At 67.8% G+C, this 18,762-nt stretch carries 15 protein-coding genes and 1 tRNA gene; 4 read left to right on the forward strand and 12 right to left on the reverse strand.

Going from position 1 to position 18,762, the window contains the following annotated elements; genetic code table 11:
• Positions 1 to 3: 3 nt before the first annotated feature.
• Positions 4 to 567, forward strand: a complete 564-nt coding sequence (locus tag QO033_RS02710) for a PqiC family protein (protein WP_284479393.1) — start codon at positions 4 to 6, stop codon at positions 565 to 567.
• 3 nt (positions 568 to 570) lie between these two features.
• On the opposite strand, the gene QO033_RS02715 is transcribed toward QO033_RS02710, so the two are convergent.
• The 10 genes from QO033_RS02715 to QO033_RS02760 form a co-directional block, all read right to left on the reverse strand.
• The gene (locus QO033_RS02715) at positions 571 to 1,944 is read right to left on the reverse strand and encodes a C69 family dipeptidase (RefSeq protein ID WP_284479394.1); all 1,374 of its coding nucleotides are present in this window, start codon (positions 1,942 to 1,944) and stop codon (positions 571 to 573) included.
• Positions 1,945 to 2,104: 160 nt separating this feature from the next.
• On the reverse strand, positions 2,105 to 4,441 hold the full coding sequence (locus tag QO033_RS02720; protein ID WP_284479395.1) for a molybdopterin-dependent oxidoreductase: 2,337 nt from the start codon (positions 4,439 to 4,441) through the stop codon (positions 2,105 to 2,107).
• Between the two features lie 152 nt (positions 4,442 to 4,593).
• Complete coding sequence (gene minE, locus QO033_RS02725) at positions 4,594 to 4,872, reverse strand: cell division topological specificity factor MinE (RefSeq protein WP_284479396.1); 279 nt, start codon at positions 4,870 to 4,872, stop codon at positions 4,594 to 4,596.
• Positions 4,869 to 5,717: a septum site-determining protein MinD gene (gene minD / locus QO033_RS02730; protein ID WP_284479397.1), complete on the reverse strand. Its 849-nt coding sequence runs from the start codon at positions 5,715 to 5,717 to the stop codon at positions 4,869 to 4,871. Before minD ends, minE begins: the two co-directional genes overlap by 4 nt.
• Entirely contained in the window at positions 5,714 to 6,463 is a 750-nt protein-coding gene (minC, locus tag QO033_RS02735) for a septum site-determining protein MinC (protein ID WP_284479398.1), read from the reverse strand. Before minC ends, minD begins: the two co-directional genes overlap by 4 nt.
• Positions 6,464 to 6,825: 362 nt before the next feature.
• A complete protein-coding gene (locus QO033_RS02740) occupies positions 6,826 to 7,863 on the reverse strand; it encodes a zinc-dependent alcohol dehydrogenase family protein (RefSeq protein ID WP_284479399.1) in 1,038 nt (345 codons plus the stop codon).
• 136 nt (positions 7,864 to 7,999) lie between these two features.
• Complete coding sequence (locus QO033_RS02745; RefSeq protein ID WP_284479400.1) at positions 8,000 to 9,811, reverse strand: sigma-54-dependent Fis family transcriptional regulator; 1,812 nt, start codon at positions 9,809 to 9,811, stop codon at positions 8,000 to 8,002.
• Positions 9,812 to 10,001: 190 nt separating this feature from the next.
• On the reverse strand, positions 10,002 to 12,236 hold the full coding sequence (locus tag QO033_RS02750; RefSeq protein ID WP_284479401.1) for a TRAP transporter permease: 2,235 nt from the start codon (positions 12,234 to 12,236) through the stop codon (positions 10,002 to 10,004).
• Positions 12,233 to 12,736 carry a DUF1850 domain-containing protein gene (locus QO033_RS02755; protein ID WP_284479402.1) on the reverse strand — a complete coding sequence of 168 codons (504 nt, stop codon included), beginning with the start codon at positions 12,734 to 12,736 and terminating at the stop codon, positions 12,233 to 12,235. Before QO033_RS02755 ends, QO033_RS02750 begins: the two co-directional genes overlap by 4 nt.
• Positions 12,736 to 13,710 carry a TAXI family TRAP transporter solute-binding subunit gene (locus QO033_RS02760; protein WP_284479403.1) on the reverse strand — a complete coding sequence of 325 codons (975 nt, stop codon included), beginning with the start codon at positions 13,708 to 13,710 and terminating at the stop codon, positions 12,736 to 12,738. The genes QO033_RS02755 and QO033_RS02760 overlap by 1 nt, the downstream gene beginning before the upstream one ends.
• A 140-nt stretch (positions 13,711 to 13,850) precedes the next feature.
• On the opposite strand from QO033_RS02760, the gene hutG reads away from it, so the two are divergent.
• The 3 genes from hutG to QO033_RS02775 are packed head-to-tail and all read left to right on the forward strand — an operon-like array spanning position 13,851 to position 16,864.
• A complete protein-coding gene (gene hutG, locus QO033_RS02765) occupies positions 13,851 to 14,681 on the forward strand; it encodes an N-formylglutamate deformylase (protein ID WP_284479404.1) in 831 nt (276 codons plus the stop codon).
• Positions 14,678 to 16,105 (forward strand): formimidoylglutamate deiminase, encoded by a 1,428-nt coding sequence (locus QO033_RS02770; RefSeq protein ID WP_284479405.1) that lies wholly within the window; start codon positions 14,678 to 14,680, stop codon positions 16,103 to 16,105. The genes hutG and QO033_RS02770 overlap by 4 nt, the downstream gene beginning before the upstream one ends.
• A 9-nt stretch (positions 16,106 to 16,114) precedes the next feature.
• Entirely contained in the window at positions 16,115 to 16,864 is a 750-nt protein-coding gene (locus tag QO033_RS02775) for an IclR family transcriptional regulator (RefSeq protein ID WP_284479406.1), read from the forward strand.
• A gap of 313 nt (positions 16,865 to 17,177) precedes the next feature.
• On the opposite strand, the gene QO033_RS02780 is transcribed toward QO033_RS02775, so the two are convergent.
• Positions 17,178 to 17,254 (reverse strand) — tRNA-Arg (locus tag QO033_RS02780).
• A 100-nt stretch (positions 17,255 to 17,354) separates the two neighbouring features.
• The gene (locus QO033_RS02785; protein WP_284479407.1) at positions 17,355 to 18,752 is read right to left on the reverse strand and encodes a sensor histidine kinase; all 1,398 of its coding nucleotides are present in this window, start codon (positions 18,750 to 18,752) and stop codon (positions 17,355 to 17,357) included.
• Positions 18,753 to 18,762 lie beyond the last annotated feature (10 nt).

The following is an 18,762-nucleotide window of genomic DNA, read 5'->3' on the forward strand; positions in this document are numbered from 1 at the left end:
TTCATGACACGTTTCGCCCCCTTTCTCCTGCTCGCTCTCGTCGCCTGCGGCGACAACGATCCGCGCTATCTGATCTCCGCCCCGGCTGAGACCGGCACGGCGGGTCAGGTCGCGCTGCGGGTCGCCACGCTCGAAGTGCGGCAGGTCTCTCTGCCGGCCTATGCCGCCGAGGATGAGATCCTGCGCGAGGACGAGACCGGCGCGCTGAAACCGGTGCAGGGCGCGCTCTGGGCCGACACGCCGCCGCGGGCGATGACCCAGCTCTTGGCCGACCGCATCGCCGCGCGCAGCCGGGCGCAGGTCGCCGCCGAGCCCTGGCCGCTCTCCACCCCGGCGCAGGCGCTGGTCGATGTCCGGGTCTCCGAACTGGCGGCGCGGCTCGACGGCCAGATGCATCTGACCGGGCAATTCGCGATCTCCTCCCCCGATCAGATCGTACGCGAACGCATCGCCCCCTTCGCCATCGCCGTGCCGCTTGCCGGCGACACCCCGGCAGAGATCGCCCGGGCGACCGGCCGCGCGCTGGAGCAGCTGGCAGAGCAGGTCATCGCCACACTGCGCCGCTGAGGTTCAACCGGCGGCAGCAGGGGGTGTGGCAGGGGTTGTGGCGGGGGCACGGGTGTCCGGCGCGCTGGCCGCGACCTGCTGCAGATAGGCGCCACGCGGATCGTCGCCCCGGGGTGGCAGCAGCCCCGCCTGCAATGCCGGCACGATCGCTTCCAGCGCCGCGATGGCACCCGCCTGTTCCGCCGCCAGCCGCTCCGTCAGCGCCGCACGGCAGGCGGCATCGGCCGTCGCCGGCAGCGCACGGGCGGCGCTGAACGCGTCGGCTTCGATCCGGTCCAGCGCCGCGCGCAAATAGCGGGCCGTGCCGGCATAGTCACGCTCCACCAGCCGCTGCAGCCGCTGCATCCGCCACCAGGCGTCGGGCGCGTCTTCCGCCGGCTGGCTCCAACCCGGCGGCAGCGCCGCGTCGATCCAGACCGGCACGAAGGACGACAGGCAGGGCGAACAGAGGCTGGACCAGATCACCGGCCCGCGATCGGCGCCCAGCTCCGCCACCATGCTCGCCACGGTTTCCGAGCTCCGGTCCGCCGCCGTCGCATGCATGCAGACCATGCCGGAGCCATCCAGCCCCGGCCGCCAGTCCGCCGCGACATCGCCGTGATCGCGCAGCTGCGCCACCATCTGGTCCAAGCTCACCGGCCCCTGCGCCAATGCGCCCATGCCCGCCTGCGACATCGCCAGCCGCGCCCGGCAACTGGGCAGAAACGGCAGATCGGGATCGGTATAGGCGGCGGCCCAGTCAAAGGCGGTGCCCGGACGGTGCCAGCCCTGCGCCTCGGCAAAGGCGATGGCATCGGCGGAAATCCGGTCGAACTCCGTCCCGATGGAATAGACGTTGGAGATCGAGGCCCAGTCGCGCACCCGTTTCGCCACCCAGTGCGGCCCGGCGGTCTCCAGCACCCAGGCCCGGGTCGGATCGGCGAGTATGAAGGCGTTCTGATAGAACATGTCACGGTGGGTCGAGGCGCGACCCGACTGGCCGTAGGTCTCGATCAGCCCGGTCAGAACCTCCAGCCCCTCATCGGCGTCCCGGGCCCGCTCCAGCGTCAACCGCAGCAGATCCATGCCCAGAAGCCCGGGCGCCTGCCCGGCCGGCAAGCGCGACCATTCGGCCTCGTTGCCGATGGCAAGCCCATGTTCGTTGACGCCATGTTCGAACCCCCACATCCACCAGGGGCGAGAGCCGACATGGGCATAGGTATGGGGCACCTGCGGTATATCGACATAGGTCATCCGCACGCGGCTGCCCGGCGGGTGATCCGCCGCCGCAGTCCGGGTCAGATATTGCGCCTCGTTCGGCTCGCGGTCGGAATTCTTCGCCAGGAGCACCCGCCCCGAGGCGGTGATCGAGCCCAAGGCGATCATCGTGTCACACATATCCGCTTTCCTTCTGCCGCCCTGCGCCCGGGGCGCGTCCGCCCGTCAATGGATCGCGCGACCCTAGCGCGGCACCTCCGGGATGGAAAACGCCGAAACGGCGGGGCGCCCCGCGGATCGGCCGGGAGCGGGCAAAGCGCGGCAAAACCCGGCAGACGCGCTAGCCGCGCGGCAGGATCTCCGCATGCGGCACCACCGGCGGTACCGGCCCGGTCCAGCGGGTCACCGCCACCAGCGACAGCTGACCTATGCACCCCTGGCTGAGCCCGGAGGCGGCGATATCGGCCGTCAGGATATTGGGGTTGCCGTTGACGCAGACGGTGATCTCCGCATCCTCGCCCGGCGGGGTCAGGCGGCGCGGCGCATACCAGGCCCCGGTCGACAGCTGGATCACCCCCGGCATCACCGCCTCGGACGGCTGCAGCGCCACCAGCGCGCCGCCGCGATCGTTGCGCAGCAGCACCGTATCGCCCGCCGCCAGCCCCAGACGCGCCGCATCGGCGGCGTTCATCCGCGCACAATCACGCCCGTCCCGTTTGCCCGCCATGCTGGTCGGACCGAAATCGAGCTGGCTGTGCAGCTTGCCGCGCGGCTGGTTGGCGACCAGCTGGAACGGGAACCGCCGCGCCAGATCCGATCCCAGCCATTCCCGGGGCGGCAGCCAGCAGGGATGCCCCGGCAGACCGGCCCGCGCCACCCGATCGGACCAGATTTCGATCCGGCCGGTCTCTGTCGCCAGCCCCGCCGCCTCCGGATCGGCATGAAACCGCGCCATGCGCGCACCGCCCTCCTGCACCGGCAGGGCAATCGGGTCACCCGCCATGAAGGCGGCGAATTCCGGCGCCGGCAGATCCATCCGCGCCAGCGCCTCCTGCGTGCGCCGATAGAGCCGCGCCTGCCAGCCCGCCGCATCCAGCCCCTCGGTATAGGGTGTCTCACACCCCAGCCGCGCCGCCAGCGCCGAAAAGATCGCGAAATCGTCCCGTGTGCCGGCCAGCGGCTCCGCCAGCTGCTGCATCGGGATCAGCAGCGGATCGTGGCTGGCCGCGCCGATGTCGGACCGTTCCAGCGTCAGGGTGCTGGGAAACACCAGATCGGCATGGGCGGCGGTGGCGGTGCCGACGCTGTCGTGCACGATGATGGTGTCGGGCCGCGCGAAGGCACGGCTGAGCCGTTGCAGGTCCTGATGGTGATGAAACGGGTTGCCGCCCGCCCAATAGACCAGCCGGATATCGGCATAGCTCCGGGTTTCACCCTTGTAGGTATAGGCCTGCCCCGGATGCAGCAGCAAATCCGCGATCCGGGCCACCGGGATGAAGTCCGGCACCCGGTTGCGGCCCTGCGGCAGCGTCGGCAGCGGCAGCGCCAGCGGCGGCTTGCCGGTCGATCCCATCGAGCCCAGCGAATAGCTGAAGCCGCCCCCGGGCGCGGTCCACTGCCCCAGCATCGCCGCCAGGACCAGCGCCATCCAGATCGGTTGTTCCCCATTCTCGGCCCGCTGCAGCGAATAGGTCGCGGTGACATGGGTGCGCCCCGCCGCCGCCCGGCGGGCCAGATCGCGGATCGTCGCCGCCGGCACCCCGGTGATCGCCTCGGCCCAGTCGGGCGTCTTCGGCGTGCCGTCTTCGGCACCGGTCAGATAGGGCAAGAACCGCTCGTACCCCGAGGTGTAGCGCGCCAGATAGTCCCGGTTCACCAGCCCCTCGGCCTGCAGCTGCCACGCCATGCCCAGCATCAGCGCCACATCGGTGGCCGGCCGCGGCCGGATCCGCTCGGCCCCCGGCAGATCGGGCAGATCGTCGTCGAGCGGGCTGATCGACACGAAACGGCAGCCGCGCGCCGCCGCCCGTTCCATATGCCCCCGCGCGGTGTGAAAGCTGTTGCCCCCCGAGGCGATCTGCATCGGCCGCAGCGGCAGCCCGCCGAAGGCCAGCACCAGATCGGCGTGCTGCTCGATCCCGGCCCAGCAATCGTGATCGCGCGACATCCGGACCGCATTGCCCAGAACCAGCTCCATGATCACCTCGCCGGCGGCGGAGGAATAGGTATCGACCGAGGAGACATAGCCGCCGAAGACCGTGTTCAGGAAACGGTGCACCTGGCTCTGCGCGTGATGAAACCGCCCGGCGGAGGACCAGCCATAGGACCCGCCGAAGACATGCGCCCCCGGCAGCGGTCCCCGGGCCGGCAGTTCCGGCCCGGCGCCCTGGCGTGCCAGCTCGGCGGCGGCAAGGTCCAGCGCCCGGTCCCAGTCGATCGGCACATAGCGGTCGCTGCCACGGCGCGGATCGGGACCCGGCCCGTCCTGCAGCCAACCCTGCCGGACCAGCGGCTGCCGCAGCCGCGCCGGGTGATCGAGAACGGTGGCGAAATTCTGCAGGATCGGCGACGGGTCGGGGTCCTGCTCCAGCGGCGTGATCTCCAGCCGCGCGCCCTGGCGCCGCGCCCGGAAAGCGCCCCAGTGGCTGCTGTGGTAACGGAAGGGGGTGTCGTCCATCGGTCTTCCCGTCGGTCGCCGCATCGCGCGCGGCAGCTCCGGCTCAGGGGTAAACAGACGGCGGCCGGCTGACAACAGGCTTCACCGCGCTGCCCCGGTTCCCCAAGCCGGCCCGCTCCCCCGGCGCAGGCAGGGGGCCGGCAGCCTCCCGCTCAGGAGCGCGGCTTCTTTCCGGAATCCGCCGGCATCTCGATATTGATCTCAAGGCTGGACACTGCGTTATCGCGCTGCAGCCGGATTTCCACATCCTCATCCGCGACGGTGACGTATTTGCGGATCACCTCGAGGATATCGTTCTGCAGCTGCGGCAGGAAATCGGCGGCGCCGGAGCCGCCGGCGCGTTCATGCGCCAGCAGCAGCTGCAGCCGGTCCTTGGCGGTTTGCGCGGTCTTGGCGCGCCGCGGTTTGAGAGAGAAACCGAACAGGCTCATGACGTGCGCCCGAACAGACGTTGGAACAGACCCGGGCGGCGCTCTTCTCCGATCCGCATCTCGACCTCTTCCCCGGTCAGCCGCGCCACTGTGTCCTCATAGGCCATGCTGGCGGTGGACGGCTCGTCCAGGATCACCGGCGTGCCGACGTTGGAGGCCCGCAGCACCGCCTGGCTTTCGGGAATGATCCCGATCAGCGGCACGGCGAGGATTTCCAGCACATCGTCCACCGTCATCATCTCGCCCTTGTCGATCCGGGTCTGATCATGACGGGTGAGCAGGACGCGCGCCTTCACCGGCTCTCCCTCCGGGCTTTCGGCCCGTTTGGTCTTGCTGGCCAGCAGCCCCAGCACCCGGTCGCTATCGCGGACCGAGGACACCTCGGGGTTGGTCACCACCACCGCCTCATCGGCGAAATACATCGCCAGCTGCGCGCCACGCTCGATCCCCGCGGGGCTGTCGCAGATGATGTAGTCGAACTCTTCCTTCAGCTCGTTCAGGACCGCCTCGACCCCATCCTTGGTCAGCGCATCCTTGTCCCGCGTCTGCGAGGTGGGCAGGATGAACAGGGTGTCGAGCCGCTTGTCCTTGATCAGCGCCTGTTTCAGCCGCGCATCGCCCTGGATCACGTTGATGAAATCGTACACCACCCGACGTTCGCAGCCCATGATCATGTCCAGGTTGCGCAGACCGACGTCGAAGTCGATCACCACCGTCTTGTGCCCCAGCTTGGCCAGCCCGGCGGAGATCGCCGCCGCCGAGGTGGTCTTGCCCACGCCGCCCTTGCCGGAGGTGATCACGATGATCTGCCCCAGAGGCGGCTTCTCCTTCATTTGCGTCGTCATGTGAGCGCCTCCAAATACAAGCCTTCGTCCTTTAGAAACACCTGCAGACTGTGGTTCCGCAGCGTGTCGCCGATGCTTTCGCTGGTGCGATAGATTCCGGCGATGGCCAACAGTTCCGCTTCCTGTCTCAGGCAGAAGATGCGGGCGGATTCATTGCCGTGAACACCGGCGAAGGCCCGACCGCGCAGCGTGCCGTAAACATGAATATTGCCGGACGCAACCAGTTCGGCGCCGGAAGAGACCGAGCCGATCACGGTGAGATCGCCGCGCTCGGCGAAAATCACCTGACCCGAGCGCACCGGCTTGGTGATCAGCTTGTTGTCGGGCGGCAGCAGGCGGTCGATCTTGCTGCGCCCGCTCTTGCCCGCCTTCTCGACCGAGGTTTCACGGCCGATGGCGACAGGGATCAGCCCCAGCGCCTCGGTCGCCTCGCGCTGCGGGTCGGAGGAGACGTTCTGCACCCCGAAGACCTGCAGATTGCGCTTGCGCAGCTCGGCCACCAGGGCGCGCAGCACCTCCTTGTCGGTCAGCCCGGGGACCAGCCCCAGATCCAGCAGCAGCGGCGCGTTCAGCAGCAGCTGCGGCGCCCGGTGCAGGTGTTCGTCGAGCGCCTCGTAAAACGCGGCGTCGAGCTTGGCGCTCTCCAGCCGAAGGGCAATCGCGGTGATGAACCGTCCGCGTATCTGAAAGGGCTGGGCGGTGACCGTAGCGCGCCCGCTCCGGCCGTTTGCTGTCTCTGTCCGCACCTGGACTGTGCTCCTGCTCTCGTCATCGGGTGTGATTCGGCGGCACCCGTGTTTTTCCGGTCACATAGACGTGTTCGGCAGGGCTCTGCATCGCCAAAGTGCATCTTTGGCGAGATTGGGCGATTTCCTGCAAGAAATCCGCAGCCGGCGTGGAGACATTCCGCTCACCCCGCCACCCCGACACGCCGGAGGCTTGACCCGGGGTGATCCAGGGATGCGAAACTGCGCCGCCCGGAAGGCGTACGGATTGCCGCCGTCGCTGTCGGCGCAACCGCAAGAGGCAGGCGCCGCAGCTGCCATGGCCCGCCACGATCCCGGCCACGGGTCCCCCTGCGGCCGGGATGCTGTCATCGCGCCGAGGATCAGGCGCTCAGGATCACCTTCATCGCCTTTTCGCGCGCTGCGTTTCCGAAGACCTCATAGGCATCCATCATCTCGTCCAGCTTGAAGCGGTGGGTCACCAGCTTGGAAGGATCGACCTTGCCGGAGCCCAGCGTCTTCAGCAGCATCGGGGTGGTGTTGGTATTCACCAGACCCATCGAGATGTTGATGTTCTTGATCCAGAGCTCTTCGATATGCAGCTCGACCGGGGTGCCATGCACGCCGACGTTGGCGATATTGCCGCCGGCTGAGACGATCTTCTGGCAGGTGTCGAAGGTCGCCGGCACGCCGACCGCCTCGATCGCCACGTCGACGCCCCTGCCGTCGGTCATCTCCATGATCTTGGCCACCGCATCCTCGGTCCCGACCTGGATGGTGTCGGTGGCGCCGAACTGCCGCGCCAGCGCCAGCCGCGCCGGATCCATGTCGATCATCACGATCCGCCCCGGCGAATAGAATTGCGAGGTCAGCAGCACCGACATGCCCACCGGACCGGCGCCGACGATGGCAATGGTGTCACCCGGTTTGACATGACCGTATTGCACGCCGATCTCGAACCCGGTCGGCATGATGTCCGACAGCATCACCAGCGCCTCTTCATCCGCGCCCTCCGGGATCGGATAGAGCGAGTTGTCGCCATGCGGGATCCGCACGTATTCGGCCTGGGTGCCGTCGATCAGATGGCCGAGGATCCAGCCGCCGTCCTCGCAATGGGCATAGAGGCTGCGCTTGCAGTTGGCACACTTGCCGCAGGAGGTGACGCAGGAGATCAGAACGGCGTCGCCGGGTTTGAAATTCGCCACCGCGTCGCCGACCGCCTCGACGACACCGACCCCCTCGTGCCCCAGCGTCCGCCCCGGCGTCACCGCCGGCACATCGCCCTTGAGGATATGCAGATCGGTGCCGCAGATCGTCGTTTTGGTGATCTTCACGATCACGTCGGTCGGCTTCTCGATCGCCGGTTTTTCCTTTTCGACCCAATCCTTCTGACCGGGACCTTGATAGACCAGAGCTTTCATCCTGGTGCCTCCTCTCTCACGCATTGCATGCTGTTGCATACCCGAGGATAGGCGGCGCCCAATTCCCCCGGAAGAGCCGCAGGGTGGGGGGAAATGTCCGATTTTCGGACAGTCCGGATCACCTGCGCGTGAGCGCTCAGCGCCGCGACCGCCGCCGGCGCACACCATATTGGTCGAGCTTGAGATAGAGCGTCGAGCGCGCGATCCCGAGCCGGCGCGCCGCCCGGCTGAGGTTGCCTTCCGCCTCGGCCACCGCATTCAGGATCGTCTCCCGCTCGCTGTCCTGCAGCCGCCGGTTGTCGGCACGCAGGAGGTTGCGGATCGCCCCGGGCAGATCGGCCAGATCGACGATCCGCGCCTCCGCCCCGGGCCGCCCGGTCTCCAACGCGCTGAGCAGATCGCGCATTTCCCACAGGTTGCCGGGCCAGTCGTAGCCGCGCAGCGCCGCCAGCGCCGCGGCGGTGAACCGCAGCGGCCGCAGCTGCGGCGGGGCCGCCGCGCGGGCGAAGTGCTGCAGCAGCGCGGCGATCTCGTCACGCCGGGCGGCCAGACCCGGTAACCGGATCACCGCACCGGAACAGCGCAATTGCAGATCGCGCAACAGACGCCCCGCCGTTACCGCATCGCCGAGCGGCTCCGAGCTCAGCGAGATCAGCCGCAGCGGCGCGCCACCCCGGCGCGTCAGCCGCTGCAGGACCTGAGCGAGGAGCGGCTGCGCTTCTGCCGGGGTGCGCGCAGGTTCGACCAGGCAGAGCGTGCCCAGGCGCGGCCGCAGCAGTCCATCGCCGGTGCGCAGGGTCTGGCGCAGCGCCTCTGCGTCGAGCGTCGCGCAATCGAACATCTCGAAGGTCTCGGACGTCCCGGTCGCGGCGACATGCAGGGCCCGGGCCAACGTGGTCTTGCCGACCCCGGCCGCACCTTCGAGCACGAGGGCGATGGCGCGATCGTGGAACTTCTGTGCCGAGGCGCAGAGCGGCGCCAACGTCGGGCTGGTCGCGGCGATCCGGGACAGCGACAGCCTCTCCGGCGCTGCCACGTCCTGCGTCGGCCGCCGCCGCACCGCCGGCTCGGGCAGCGTCACCACCAGCCCCAGCGCTGCGCCGCCCGCCGCTCCCAACAGGTCGACATCGGCCCCGGGCAGGGCCGCGCGCAGCCGCGCCGCGGCCTGTTCGGCATCGCCTTCCTTCTGCGCCGCCAGCTGGCGCAGGGTCTCACCGGCGGGCAGATCGGCGTCCACCACAAGGCGTTCGAAGGCGGGATTGGCCCAGACCTGCCGCCCGAACTGATCGAGCAGCATCACCGCCTCCCCCTCCGCGCGTGGGCGACCGGCCAACAGCAGGTCGATCAGGCGCCGATGCCGGGTCAGATCGGCATCGCGCAGCGCCGCCTCGATCTGCCCCGCCAGCGCGGTGGCCAGCGCCCCGGCATTGGCGAACCCCACCCCCGGCGCGCCGGAGATATCGATCACCCCCAGCAGCGTCCCGTCCGCCGGATCACGGACCGGCACCGCCGCGCAGGCCCAGTGCCGGATCGCCGCGCAGTAATGTTCGGTATCGCTGATCGTCACCGGCCGGCGCAGATGCAACGCAGTACCGATCGCGTTGGTGCCCATCGCCCCCTCACTCCAGCGGCCACCCGGCTGCAGGTTGTTCCGCTCCCCCTGCCGCCGCGCCCGGAAGCCGCCGCTGGCCTCCATCACCACGCCTTCGGCATCGCAGAGCAGCAGCATCGCGTCACTGTCCTCCAGCATCGCCCCGGCGCGGAGCAGCAGATCGCCGGCGGCGGCACGCAGCCGGCCGCTGCCATCGAGGATCCGGTCGAAATCGGCGCCCGCCACACTGGGCGCATGCGTCCGGGCATCCAGCCCGGTGGCCACTTGCGACCGCAGCCACGAACAGAGCACCAGTTCGCGCTTGCCCCCTTCCCGCGGTCCGAAAACGCCTCTCATCTCCCCCCTCCGGTCGTTACGTAAACTTCCGGCGCCGCCCTGTCGCTGTCAAGCGGCACAGCGGTCGCACGGACTCCTACAGGGCCGGGCGTGGGAGACGCGATGGCGCCACGGCCTAGCCCCCGAAACGCAAGACGCCCGCCGGATCGCTCCGGCGGGCGCAGATGTCACGGCCCGGTCCCGGGCCAGGTCAGGCGGCGCCGAGGCGCGTGCCCGGCGGCCGCATCAGGATGCCCAGCACGATCAGCGCGCCGACCGCGATCGCCGCCCAGAAGGTGGAGATCAGCAGCAGCCCCGCCACCGTCAGCAGCACCTTTTCCCAGAGCGCCAGGTCACGACGGAACCAGCCGATATAGGCCGCCGACAGCGCCAGCACGCCCATCAGACCCGAGAGCAGCGCGGTGATGAACTCCAGCCAGGTGAAATCCACGAACAGCAGGCTCGGGGCATAGATGAACATGAACGGCACCAGCGCCTTGCCCATCGACAGCCGGAAAGCCGTCGTGCCCGTGGTCATCGGCTCGGCCCGCGCCAGACCCGCCGCCGCATAGGCGGCCAGCGCCACCGGCGGCGTCACATCCGCCAGCACGCCGAAGTAGAACACGAAGAAATGGGTCGCGATCAGCGGCACGCCGAATTCCATCAGTGCCGGCGCCGCGATCGAGGCGAGGATGATATAGGTCGGCGTGGTCGGGATACCGGCGCCCATGATGATGCAGGCGATCGCCACGAAGATCAGGCCGAAGAACAGCGCCAGACCGTTTTCCGACAAGAGCCCGGTGAAATCCATGCCGACGACGAAGGTCGCGACATCATGCGCCAGCTGCACCACGGCGGCCGAGAACTTGAACCCGAGCCCGGTCAGCGTCGTCATCCCCAGCAGGAAGCCGACGCAGGCACAGGCGGCCCCGATGGCCAGCGCGAATTTGGCGCCATCCTCGAACCCGCGCACCAGCCGCGGCGGCGTCAGCACGGTGGAGGTGTCCATGGTGGTATTGCCGAGCGCCCGCATCACCAGCGGCACATAGCTGAAGACGATGGTCAGGATGATGCCCCAGAAGGCGGCCAGGAACGGGGTGTACTGCATCAGCAGCATCGCCACCATCACCCCCAGCGGGACGAACAGGTGCCACGACCGGGCCAGAACTGCACCGAACTGCGGGATCTTGTCCCGCGACAGGCCTTGCAGCCCCAGCTTCTTCGCCTCCAGATGCACCATCAGCAGGATCGCGATATAGTGGAAGCAGGCCGGCACGATGGCGATCAGGATCAGCTCGTTATAGGGGATGCCCAGCATCTCGGTCATCACGAAGGCAGAGGCCCCCATGATCGGCGGGGTGATCTGGCCGCCGCAGGAGGCCGAGGCCTCGACCGCGCCGGCGAAGCGCCCCGAGAAACCGGATTTCTTCATCAGCGGAATGGTGAAGGCGCCCGTGGTCACCGTGTTGGCGATCGGCGAGCCCGAGATCATGCCGAAGAACCCGGAGGACACCACCGAGACCTTGGCCGACCCGCCCGCCGCGCGGCCGGCGATGATCGTGGCGAGATCGATGAAGAGCTGCCCCAGACCGCTCATCTGCGCCAGGATGCCGAACAGCACGAAGTGGAACACATAGGTTGCCACCACGCCGACGGCGACGCCGTAGATGCCCTCGGTGCCGACGAAGAGGTGGTTGATGATCCGGGTAATCGAATAGCCCCGGTGCGCCAGAATGCCCGGCAGGTAGGGCCCGGCCAGCGCGTAGAGCAGACAGCCCACCCCGATCCAGGCCAGCGTCGGCCCCATCGTGCGGCGCGTCGCCTCCAGCGTCATGACGATGGCGATCAGCCCCATCATGTAGACCGGCTCAGGCGGGTTGCCGACGTTGTCGATGAAGATGTGCTTGAAGAAGATCGACAGATAGGCGGAGAAGCCGGCGCCGAAGGCGGCAAACACCCAGTCGCGCAGCGCCACTTTCTCCGGATCCGCGCCACGGCGGTTGAACGGCAGCGTCAACGCGATCAGCACCAGCATCACCGCGACGAAGACGGTCTTCAGCATGCTGTCCGGAAGCGTCGTGGCGATGCCATAGAGCAGATAGAGGTAGAAGGCCGCGAACAGCAGCGATTCCACCCACATGCCGCGCGTCGGCGTCGCCCGCTTGCGCGGGAACACCAGAAAGATCAGCCCCATCACGAAGCTGAGGTGGATGGTCCGGTGCATCACCTCGTTCAGCAGGCCGAAACCGGCGGTATAGACGTGGAACAGCGACAGAATGACCGAGGCCACGGTCACCAGGATCGCGGTCGGCCCCACGAGGTTGCGGAAATTCGATTCCGAGTCGTATTCGCGGACCAGCGCCTCGACTTCGTCGGCGGTGAATTCATGATCTCCATCGGCCGCGGTATGGCCATGGTTGTCCTTCGGGGGCATCCCTTGGGTCAAAGCGGTGTCTCCTCGTCACAGGGTGCAAGGGTGAGCGCCGACTGGCCCAGCTCCGCCAGCGGCAGATGGGTCCCGGCAATATGTAGGGTGTTCTTGAACTGCGCCTGGATGCGCAGCGGGATCGGACCGGTCAGCCGGTGCATGTCGAGAATGAAATGACCGTTCTCGTGCCGCCAGCCGGTGGCATCCATATCGTTGGCAATCGACGGCAGCCCGGCGCCATGCGCCATGAAGGTCTCGCGCGTCTGCACGATCCGGCCCTCTTCGACACGATAGGAATCGGTCACCGGCGTGCGTGATACGGAATGGATGAAACTCAGGTCGAAGGTGCCGTCCGGCCCCAGCGGCAGCCGCGCGATCTCGCGCCCCTCGCCACGGGTCTCGGTCAGGCAGAGCCAGCCCGCCCCCGCCCCGGCCGAGGCCATGGCGGGAAGGCATGGCAACAGGAGGGCGGCCGCAGCCGCCCTCCCCATGCCGCGCAGAAAACTGCGCAGCGCCATTACTTGGAGACGCCCTTTTCGGCGTAGTATTTCTCGGCACCGGGGTGCACGGGGATCGACACCGACTCCAGCGCGGTGTCGAGCGAGATCCGCTTGCCCATCGGGTGCACCTTGCCCAGCGTCTCGGTGTTTTCGTAAAGCGCCTTGGTCACCGCATAGATGATGTCGTCCGGCACTTCGGCATGGGTTGCCCAGATGGCGCGCACGGCCAGGGTTTCCACGTCGGTGTCCACACCCTTGTAGCTGCCCGCGGCAATCACCGCGTTGGCATAATAGGGCTGGGCTTCCTGCAGCTTGGCGATCGCCGGACCGTTCAGCGGCACGATGCGGATGTCATGGCCGTTGGCCAGGTCGGTCACCGAAGAGGTCGGCAGGCCGGCGGTGATCAGCGAGGCGTCGAGGTTGCCGTCCTTGATCTTGTCGACCGACTGCGCGAACGAGGAATAATCCTCGGACACGTCCTCGCGGCTCATGCCGTGAGCTGCGAGCAGGTCGCCCAGCAGCTGCCACTGGCCGGAGCCCGGCGAGCCCGAGGAGATCGACTTGCCCTTGAGATCTTCGAAGGACTCGATGCCGCTGTCGGCCCGCACCACCAGCTGCACAGTCTCGGGATAGAGCGCGCCAATGGCCCGCAGGTTGGTCAGCGCATTGCCGTCGAACTGGTTCACACCCTTGTAGGCGGCGTCGAGGATATCGGCGGCGGCGAAGGCGGATTCGATCTCACCACGGCCCAGAAGCTGCGCGTTGGCAACCGAGGCGTTGCCGGTCTCGGCGGTGGCCGACAGCTTGGTGTCGGGCAGCTCGGCGGTGTTGGAGATCAGCTGCGCCAGCATGCCGCCCAGCGGGTAGTAGGTGCCGCCAGTGCCACCGGTGGCGATACCGAAGAAGGTACGGCCAGCGGCAAAGGCCGGGGTCGACAGCGCGGCCAGCGCCGCGGTGGAGGTGCCAAGGAACTGGCGCCGGGAAAGAGTCATGGGATGTCCTCCATGGGCTGTTGTGAACCCCCCATTCTCGGCACGCCCGAAGGCCTGCCCGTCGCGGGGTTGGGTGAGATGTTTCTTGACGCAGAGTTTTTGCATGTCAATAACCGTTTTCAAATGTGAAAGAGGCGAAAATGGCACAGAACTCCGGTCAAAGCTTTGAAAACACGGTCTTTAACAGGCTCTCGGGCGAAGGGCCAGTGCTACTAAGTGTCCCGCATGCCGGGGAGATTTTGCCCGATTCCCTGCGTGCCGCGCTGACGCCGGAGGCCGCCGGATTGCGCGACACCGACTGGCACATGGACCGGATCGCCCGCGACGTCCTGCCCGAGGGCGGATCGCTGCTGGCGGCCAGGGTCACCCGCTATGCCGTCGACCTCAACCGCTCCAAGGACGACACGCCGCTTTACACCGGCGCCACCACCGGGCTGATCTCGACCATCGATTTCGACGGCACGCCGCTTTATCGCCCCGGCGCCGAACCGACCGCCACCGAGCGGGCGGCGCGCATCGCCACCTATTGGGAGCCCTATCACGCCGCCCTCGCTGCCGAGATCGACCGCATCCGCGCCGCGCATGGCTATTGCCTGTTGCTCGACGTGCATTCGATCCGCAGCCGGGTGCCGCGGCTGTTCGAGGGCCGGTTGCCCGATCTCAACCTCGGCACCAATTCCGGCGCCTCCTGTGCCCCCGCTCTGGGCGAGGCCGCCTTTGCCGCGCTGCAGGACAGCGGGTTCAGCGCCGTGCGCGACGCGCGCTTCAAGGGCGGGTTCATCACCCGCCATTACGGCAACCCGGCGCAGAACGTGCATGCGCTGCAGATCGAGATCGCGCAGGACTGCTATATGATCGAAGAGCATCCCTGGACCTATCTGCCCGAGCGTGCCGACCGGCTGAAGGACGCGCTGTCCGCGCTGATCGCCGTTATGACCGCCTTCAAACCCGAGCTGGAGCCCCGCCAATGACCTCTCCCCGTCTCGAAGGCGCCCATTTCCGCCTGGCTCTCACCCCGGACGGCTGGAAGCGGAACCTCTCCGCCCGGTTTGACGACGCCGGCCTGATCTCGGCCCTGGCCGAGGACGACAACCCGCTGGGCCTGCCGGTCTATGACCGGCCGGTGGTGCCGGGCGTCACCGACCTGCACAGCCATGCCTTCCAATATGCCATGGCGGGCCTGTCGGAAGTGCGCCGCAACCCGGTGGACAGCTTCTGGTCGTGGCGCGACATCATGTATTTCTTCGCCCTGACCCTGTCGCCCGAGGACATGCAGGCGATCGCCGCGCGGCTCTATCTGTCGCTGCTCAAGGGCGGCTATACCGGCATCGTCGAATTTCACTATGTGCACAACGATCTCGACGGCACCCCCTATGCCCGCCGGGAAGAGCTGTCGCTGGCGATCTTCGAAGCGGCGCAGGCGACCGGGATCGATCTGACCCATCTGCCGGTGTTCTATGCCCATTCCAACTTCGGCGGCCTGCCGCCCACCGAGGGCCAGCGCCGTTTCATCCAGGATCTCGACGGCTATGCGGCGATGATCCAGGCGCTGAAGGCCCCGGCCGCCGCGGCCGGCCATACCCTGGGCATTGCGCCGCATTCGCTGCGCGCCGTCACCGCCGGGGAACTCGGCCAGCTGATGGAGCTGCGCGCCGATCTGCTGCCCGACTGCCCGGTGCACATCCACGTCGCCGAGCAGGTGAAAGAGGTCGAGGACGCGCTGGCCTGGAACGGCCGCCGGCCGGTGGAACAGCTGTTCGACATGGCCCCGGTCGACCACCGCTGGTGCCTGATCCATGCCACCCACCTGAACGATGCCGAAGTCAGCCGGATCGCCCGCTCCGGCGCCACCGTGGGCCTGTGCCCGATGACCGAGGCGAACCTCGGCGACGGCATCTTCCGCGCCACCGATTTTCTGGCGGAGGGCGGTGTCTTCGGCATTGGTTCGGATTCCAATATCGCCACTGTCGCGGCACAGGAACTGCAGCAACTGGAATACAGCCAGCGGCTGCGCGACCGGCAGCGCAACGTGCTGGCCGCCCCCGGCCAGCCGCATGTCGCCGCCAACCTCTGGACCCGGGCCGCCCAGGGCGGTGCCCGCGCCGCCGGCCGACCCGAACAGGGGATCGCCATCGGCGGCATGGCCAGCTTCGTCGAACTCAGCAGCGACGAACCCGCGGCCATGGCCCCCGTCGCCGCCGAGGCGGCGCTGGATTTCCACGTCTTTGCCGGGCGCGGGTTTCACGTCGGCGATGTGGTGGTGCGCGGTCGCAAGGCGATCAGCGCCGGTCATCACCCGCAGGAAGACCGGATCCTCGCGGACTATGCCGCCGCCATGGCCCGCGTTTCCGCCCGTCTCGCCACGCGCGACGCGGACGGGCGCATGGGCGGCTGAGGGAACGCGATGGCGAAGGAACCCGATTATCGCTCGAACTCACTGCTGCGCGGCCTCAGCATCCTGGAATGCTTCGACACGCGCCGCCCCGAGATGTCCCTGTCCGAGATCGCCGAGGCGATCTCGGTCACCAGCTCCGCCGCCTATCGCTTCGTCGTCACCCTGGAACGCGAGGGCTATCTGACCCGGCAGGAGAACCGCTATCGCCTGGCGCCGCGGGTGATGGATCTGGGCTATCGCTATCTCGCCTCGCTCGATGTCTACGACATCGCCCGGCTGCCGGCCGACGCGCTGCGCGACGAAACCGGCTTCACCGTACATGTCTCGGTGCTTGAGGGGACCGAGATCGTCTATGTCTACCGGGCGCTGTCGGATCGCTCGATGGTCTCGAACGTTCCGGTCGGCTCCCGCCTGCCCGCCTTCTCCACCACCATGGGCCGGCTGCTGCTGAGCGATCTGCCTGAGGCCGAGCTGGACGCCCGGTTCAAGGATTACGCCTTCGAACGCATGAGCCCCGCCGCACCGTCGTCGCTGGAGGAGCTGAAACCGCTGCTCAGGGCCGACCGCGAACGTGGCTATGTCGCCCAAAGCTCGCATCTGGCGACCGGCACCTTTTCGATCGCCGCACCGCTGGTATCGCACCACGGGCGCTATGTGGCGGCGATGAATCTTTCTGGCCATGAGATGCAGATCGACCCCGGCGAGACGCTGATCGCCAGGGTGCTGGAGACGGCGCGCGACATCTCCAAGATGCTCTGAGCCCGCACCACCGCCACGCCGGAACAGGACGTCCGGATGGCTGATTTCGCCCCCTCTCGGCCGCGTTCTGGCCAGCAGCCACCGCAAGATCGGCAACCCGCGCCGGCCCCTGAGTAAGAGCGTACTGGCCCCTCAGCCACGGCCCGGCCAGGGCCTTCCCCCGCCGTCTCGGACTGCGGCCCTCACCGCGAAGACCAGCACGAATCCGGTCCCCCCGGTACTGCAGGCATCACGGTGTCAAATCTGATTTGGCTGATGTCGAGACGGGTGAGCTGGCCCCGTCATCACACAACTTCATCTTTTCAGATGCAAGTGGCGGACCGAGGAGGATTCGAACCCCCGACCCCTTGATTCGTAGTCAAGTACTCTATCCAGCTGAGCTATCGGTCCACTGGGGGAGCGTTTATAGTTCCCATCTGGGGTTTGCAATCCCAATTCCGATGTTTTTTCACTTCTCTGTCACAGAGCGCGATTTCACCCGCTCCGCCCCTCAGGCGAGCGGCTCCAGCGCGGTCATCGACCGGGGCAGACGGATCTGAAACACCGTACCCTCGGGTCCGGTGCTGGCCAGTTCCAGACTGCCGCCATGGCCGCGCACCAGCTCGGCCGAGATCGTCAGCCCCAGCCCGGCACCGCCGGCACGGGCGCCACCGCGGAACGGGGTGAAGAGATTCTCCAGTGCCTTGGCCGGCAGCCCCGGCCCGGTGTCAGAGACCTCGATCCACCAGTTGTCGTCATCCTCCCGTGCCGAAACCGTCACCGTACCGGACCGGTGCGCCACTTCCAGCGCCTGGCGGGCATTGCGCACCAGGTTCAGAATCACCCGGAACAGCTGTTCGGAATCGGCCCGCAGCTCCAGCCCGGGGGGCACCCGGCTTTCCAGGCGCACATCGCAGCCGGTCAGCGCCAGCCGTTCGCTGTCGATCACATCGTCGGTGATCGGCGCCAGCGGAATCATCCGCAGCGCCGGCGGCGGCTCCTCGGCCCGGCCGAAGGCCAGGGTGCTTTCGCACAGCGACACCGCCCGCGAGATCGAGTTCACCAGTTTCGGCGCCAACCGGCGGACGCGCGGGTCCTCGCTGGTCTCGATCCGGTCGGTGATCAACTGGGCGCTGGTCAGGATATTGCGCAGATCGTGGCTGACCTTCGCCACCGCACCGCCCAGCTGGGCCATCCGTTCACGCTGCCGCAGAAGCTGGGTCAGCTCGGTTTGCAGCTGCAGCAACGCCTCTTCCGCCTCGCGCAGCTCGGTCACGCCGGCATGCGGCTGGATGATGCCGCGCGCATCCTCCGGCGCCGCGGCATAGCGTTTCATGTAGCCCACCACGCCCTTGATCGGCCGCACCAGCACGATGCGCACGGCCACGAAGAGCAGGAGCGCCGTCACCACCGAGATCACCGCCGACAGCAGCAGGATCCGCAGCCCGTAATCCAGCATCGCCGTGCGCAGCGGCGCGGTCTCCATCGTCACCTCGATCAGCAGGCCGGCATCGCGGGTCGGCGCACCGATCACCCGCACGATCTGATTCTCCGGCGTGATCAGCCGCTTCACCGCATCGCGGATCAGCACCGCCGCTCCCGGGGCGCGCAGGTCGTAGGTTTCCGAGATCGGTTCGGGAATCGGCGAGGACAGCATCAGCTGGCGCATCTCGTCGCGCCGCAGCACCACGTTGAAGACCTCGGCATTGCGCAGCAGCTCGGCCTCGAGATCGCTGTCCAGCATATCGTCGGCCAGAAGCGCCATCGAGGCGATCTGCGCCCGCTCCAGCCGGTCATGCAGGTAATCGACCCGGTAGCGCGCGATCGAGGGCACAAAGATCAGGACTTCGGCCAACATCACGAAGACCGCCGTCAAAATCAGGAATCTGCCCGAAAGCGAGTTCAGCATAGAGCCCCAT

The organism is Pseudodonghicola flavimaris, assembly GCF_030164425.1.
In the GTDB taxonomy this organism is placed as follows: domain Bacteria; phylum Pseudomonadota; class Alphaproteobacteria; order Rhodobacterales; family Rhodobacteraceae; genus Pseudodonghicola; species Pseudodonghicola flavimaris.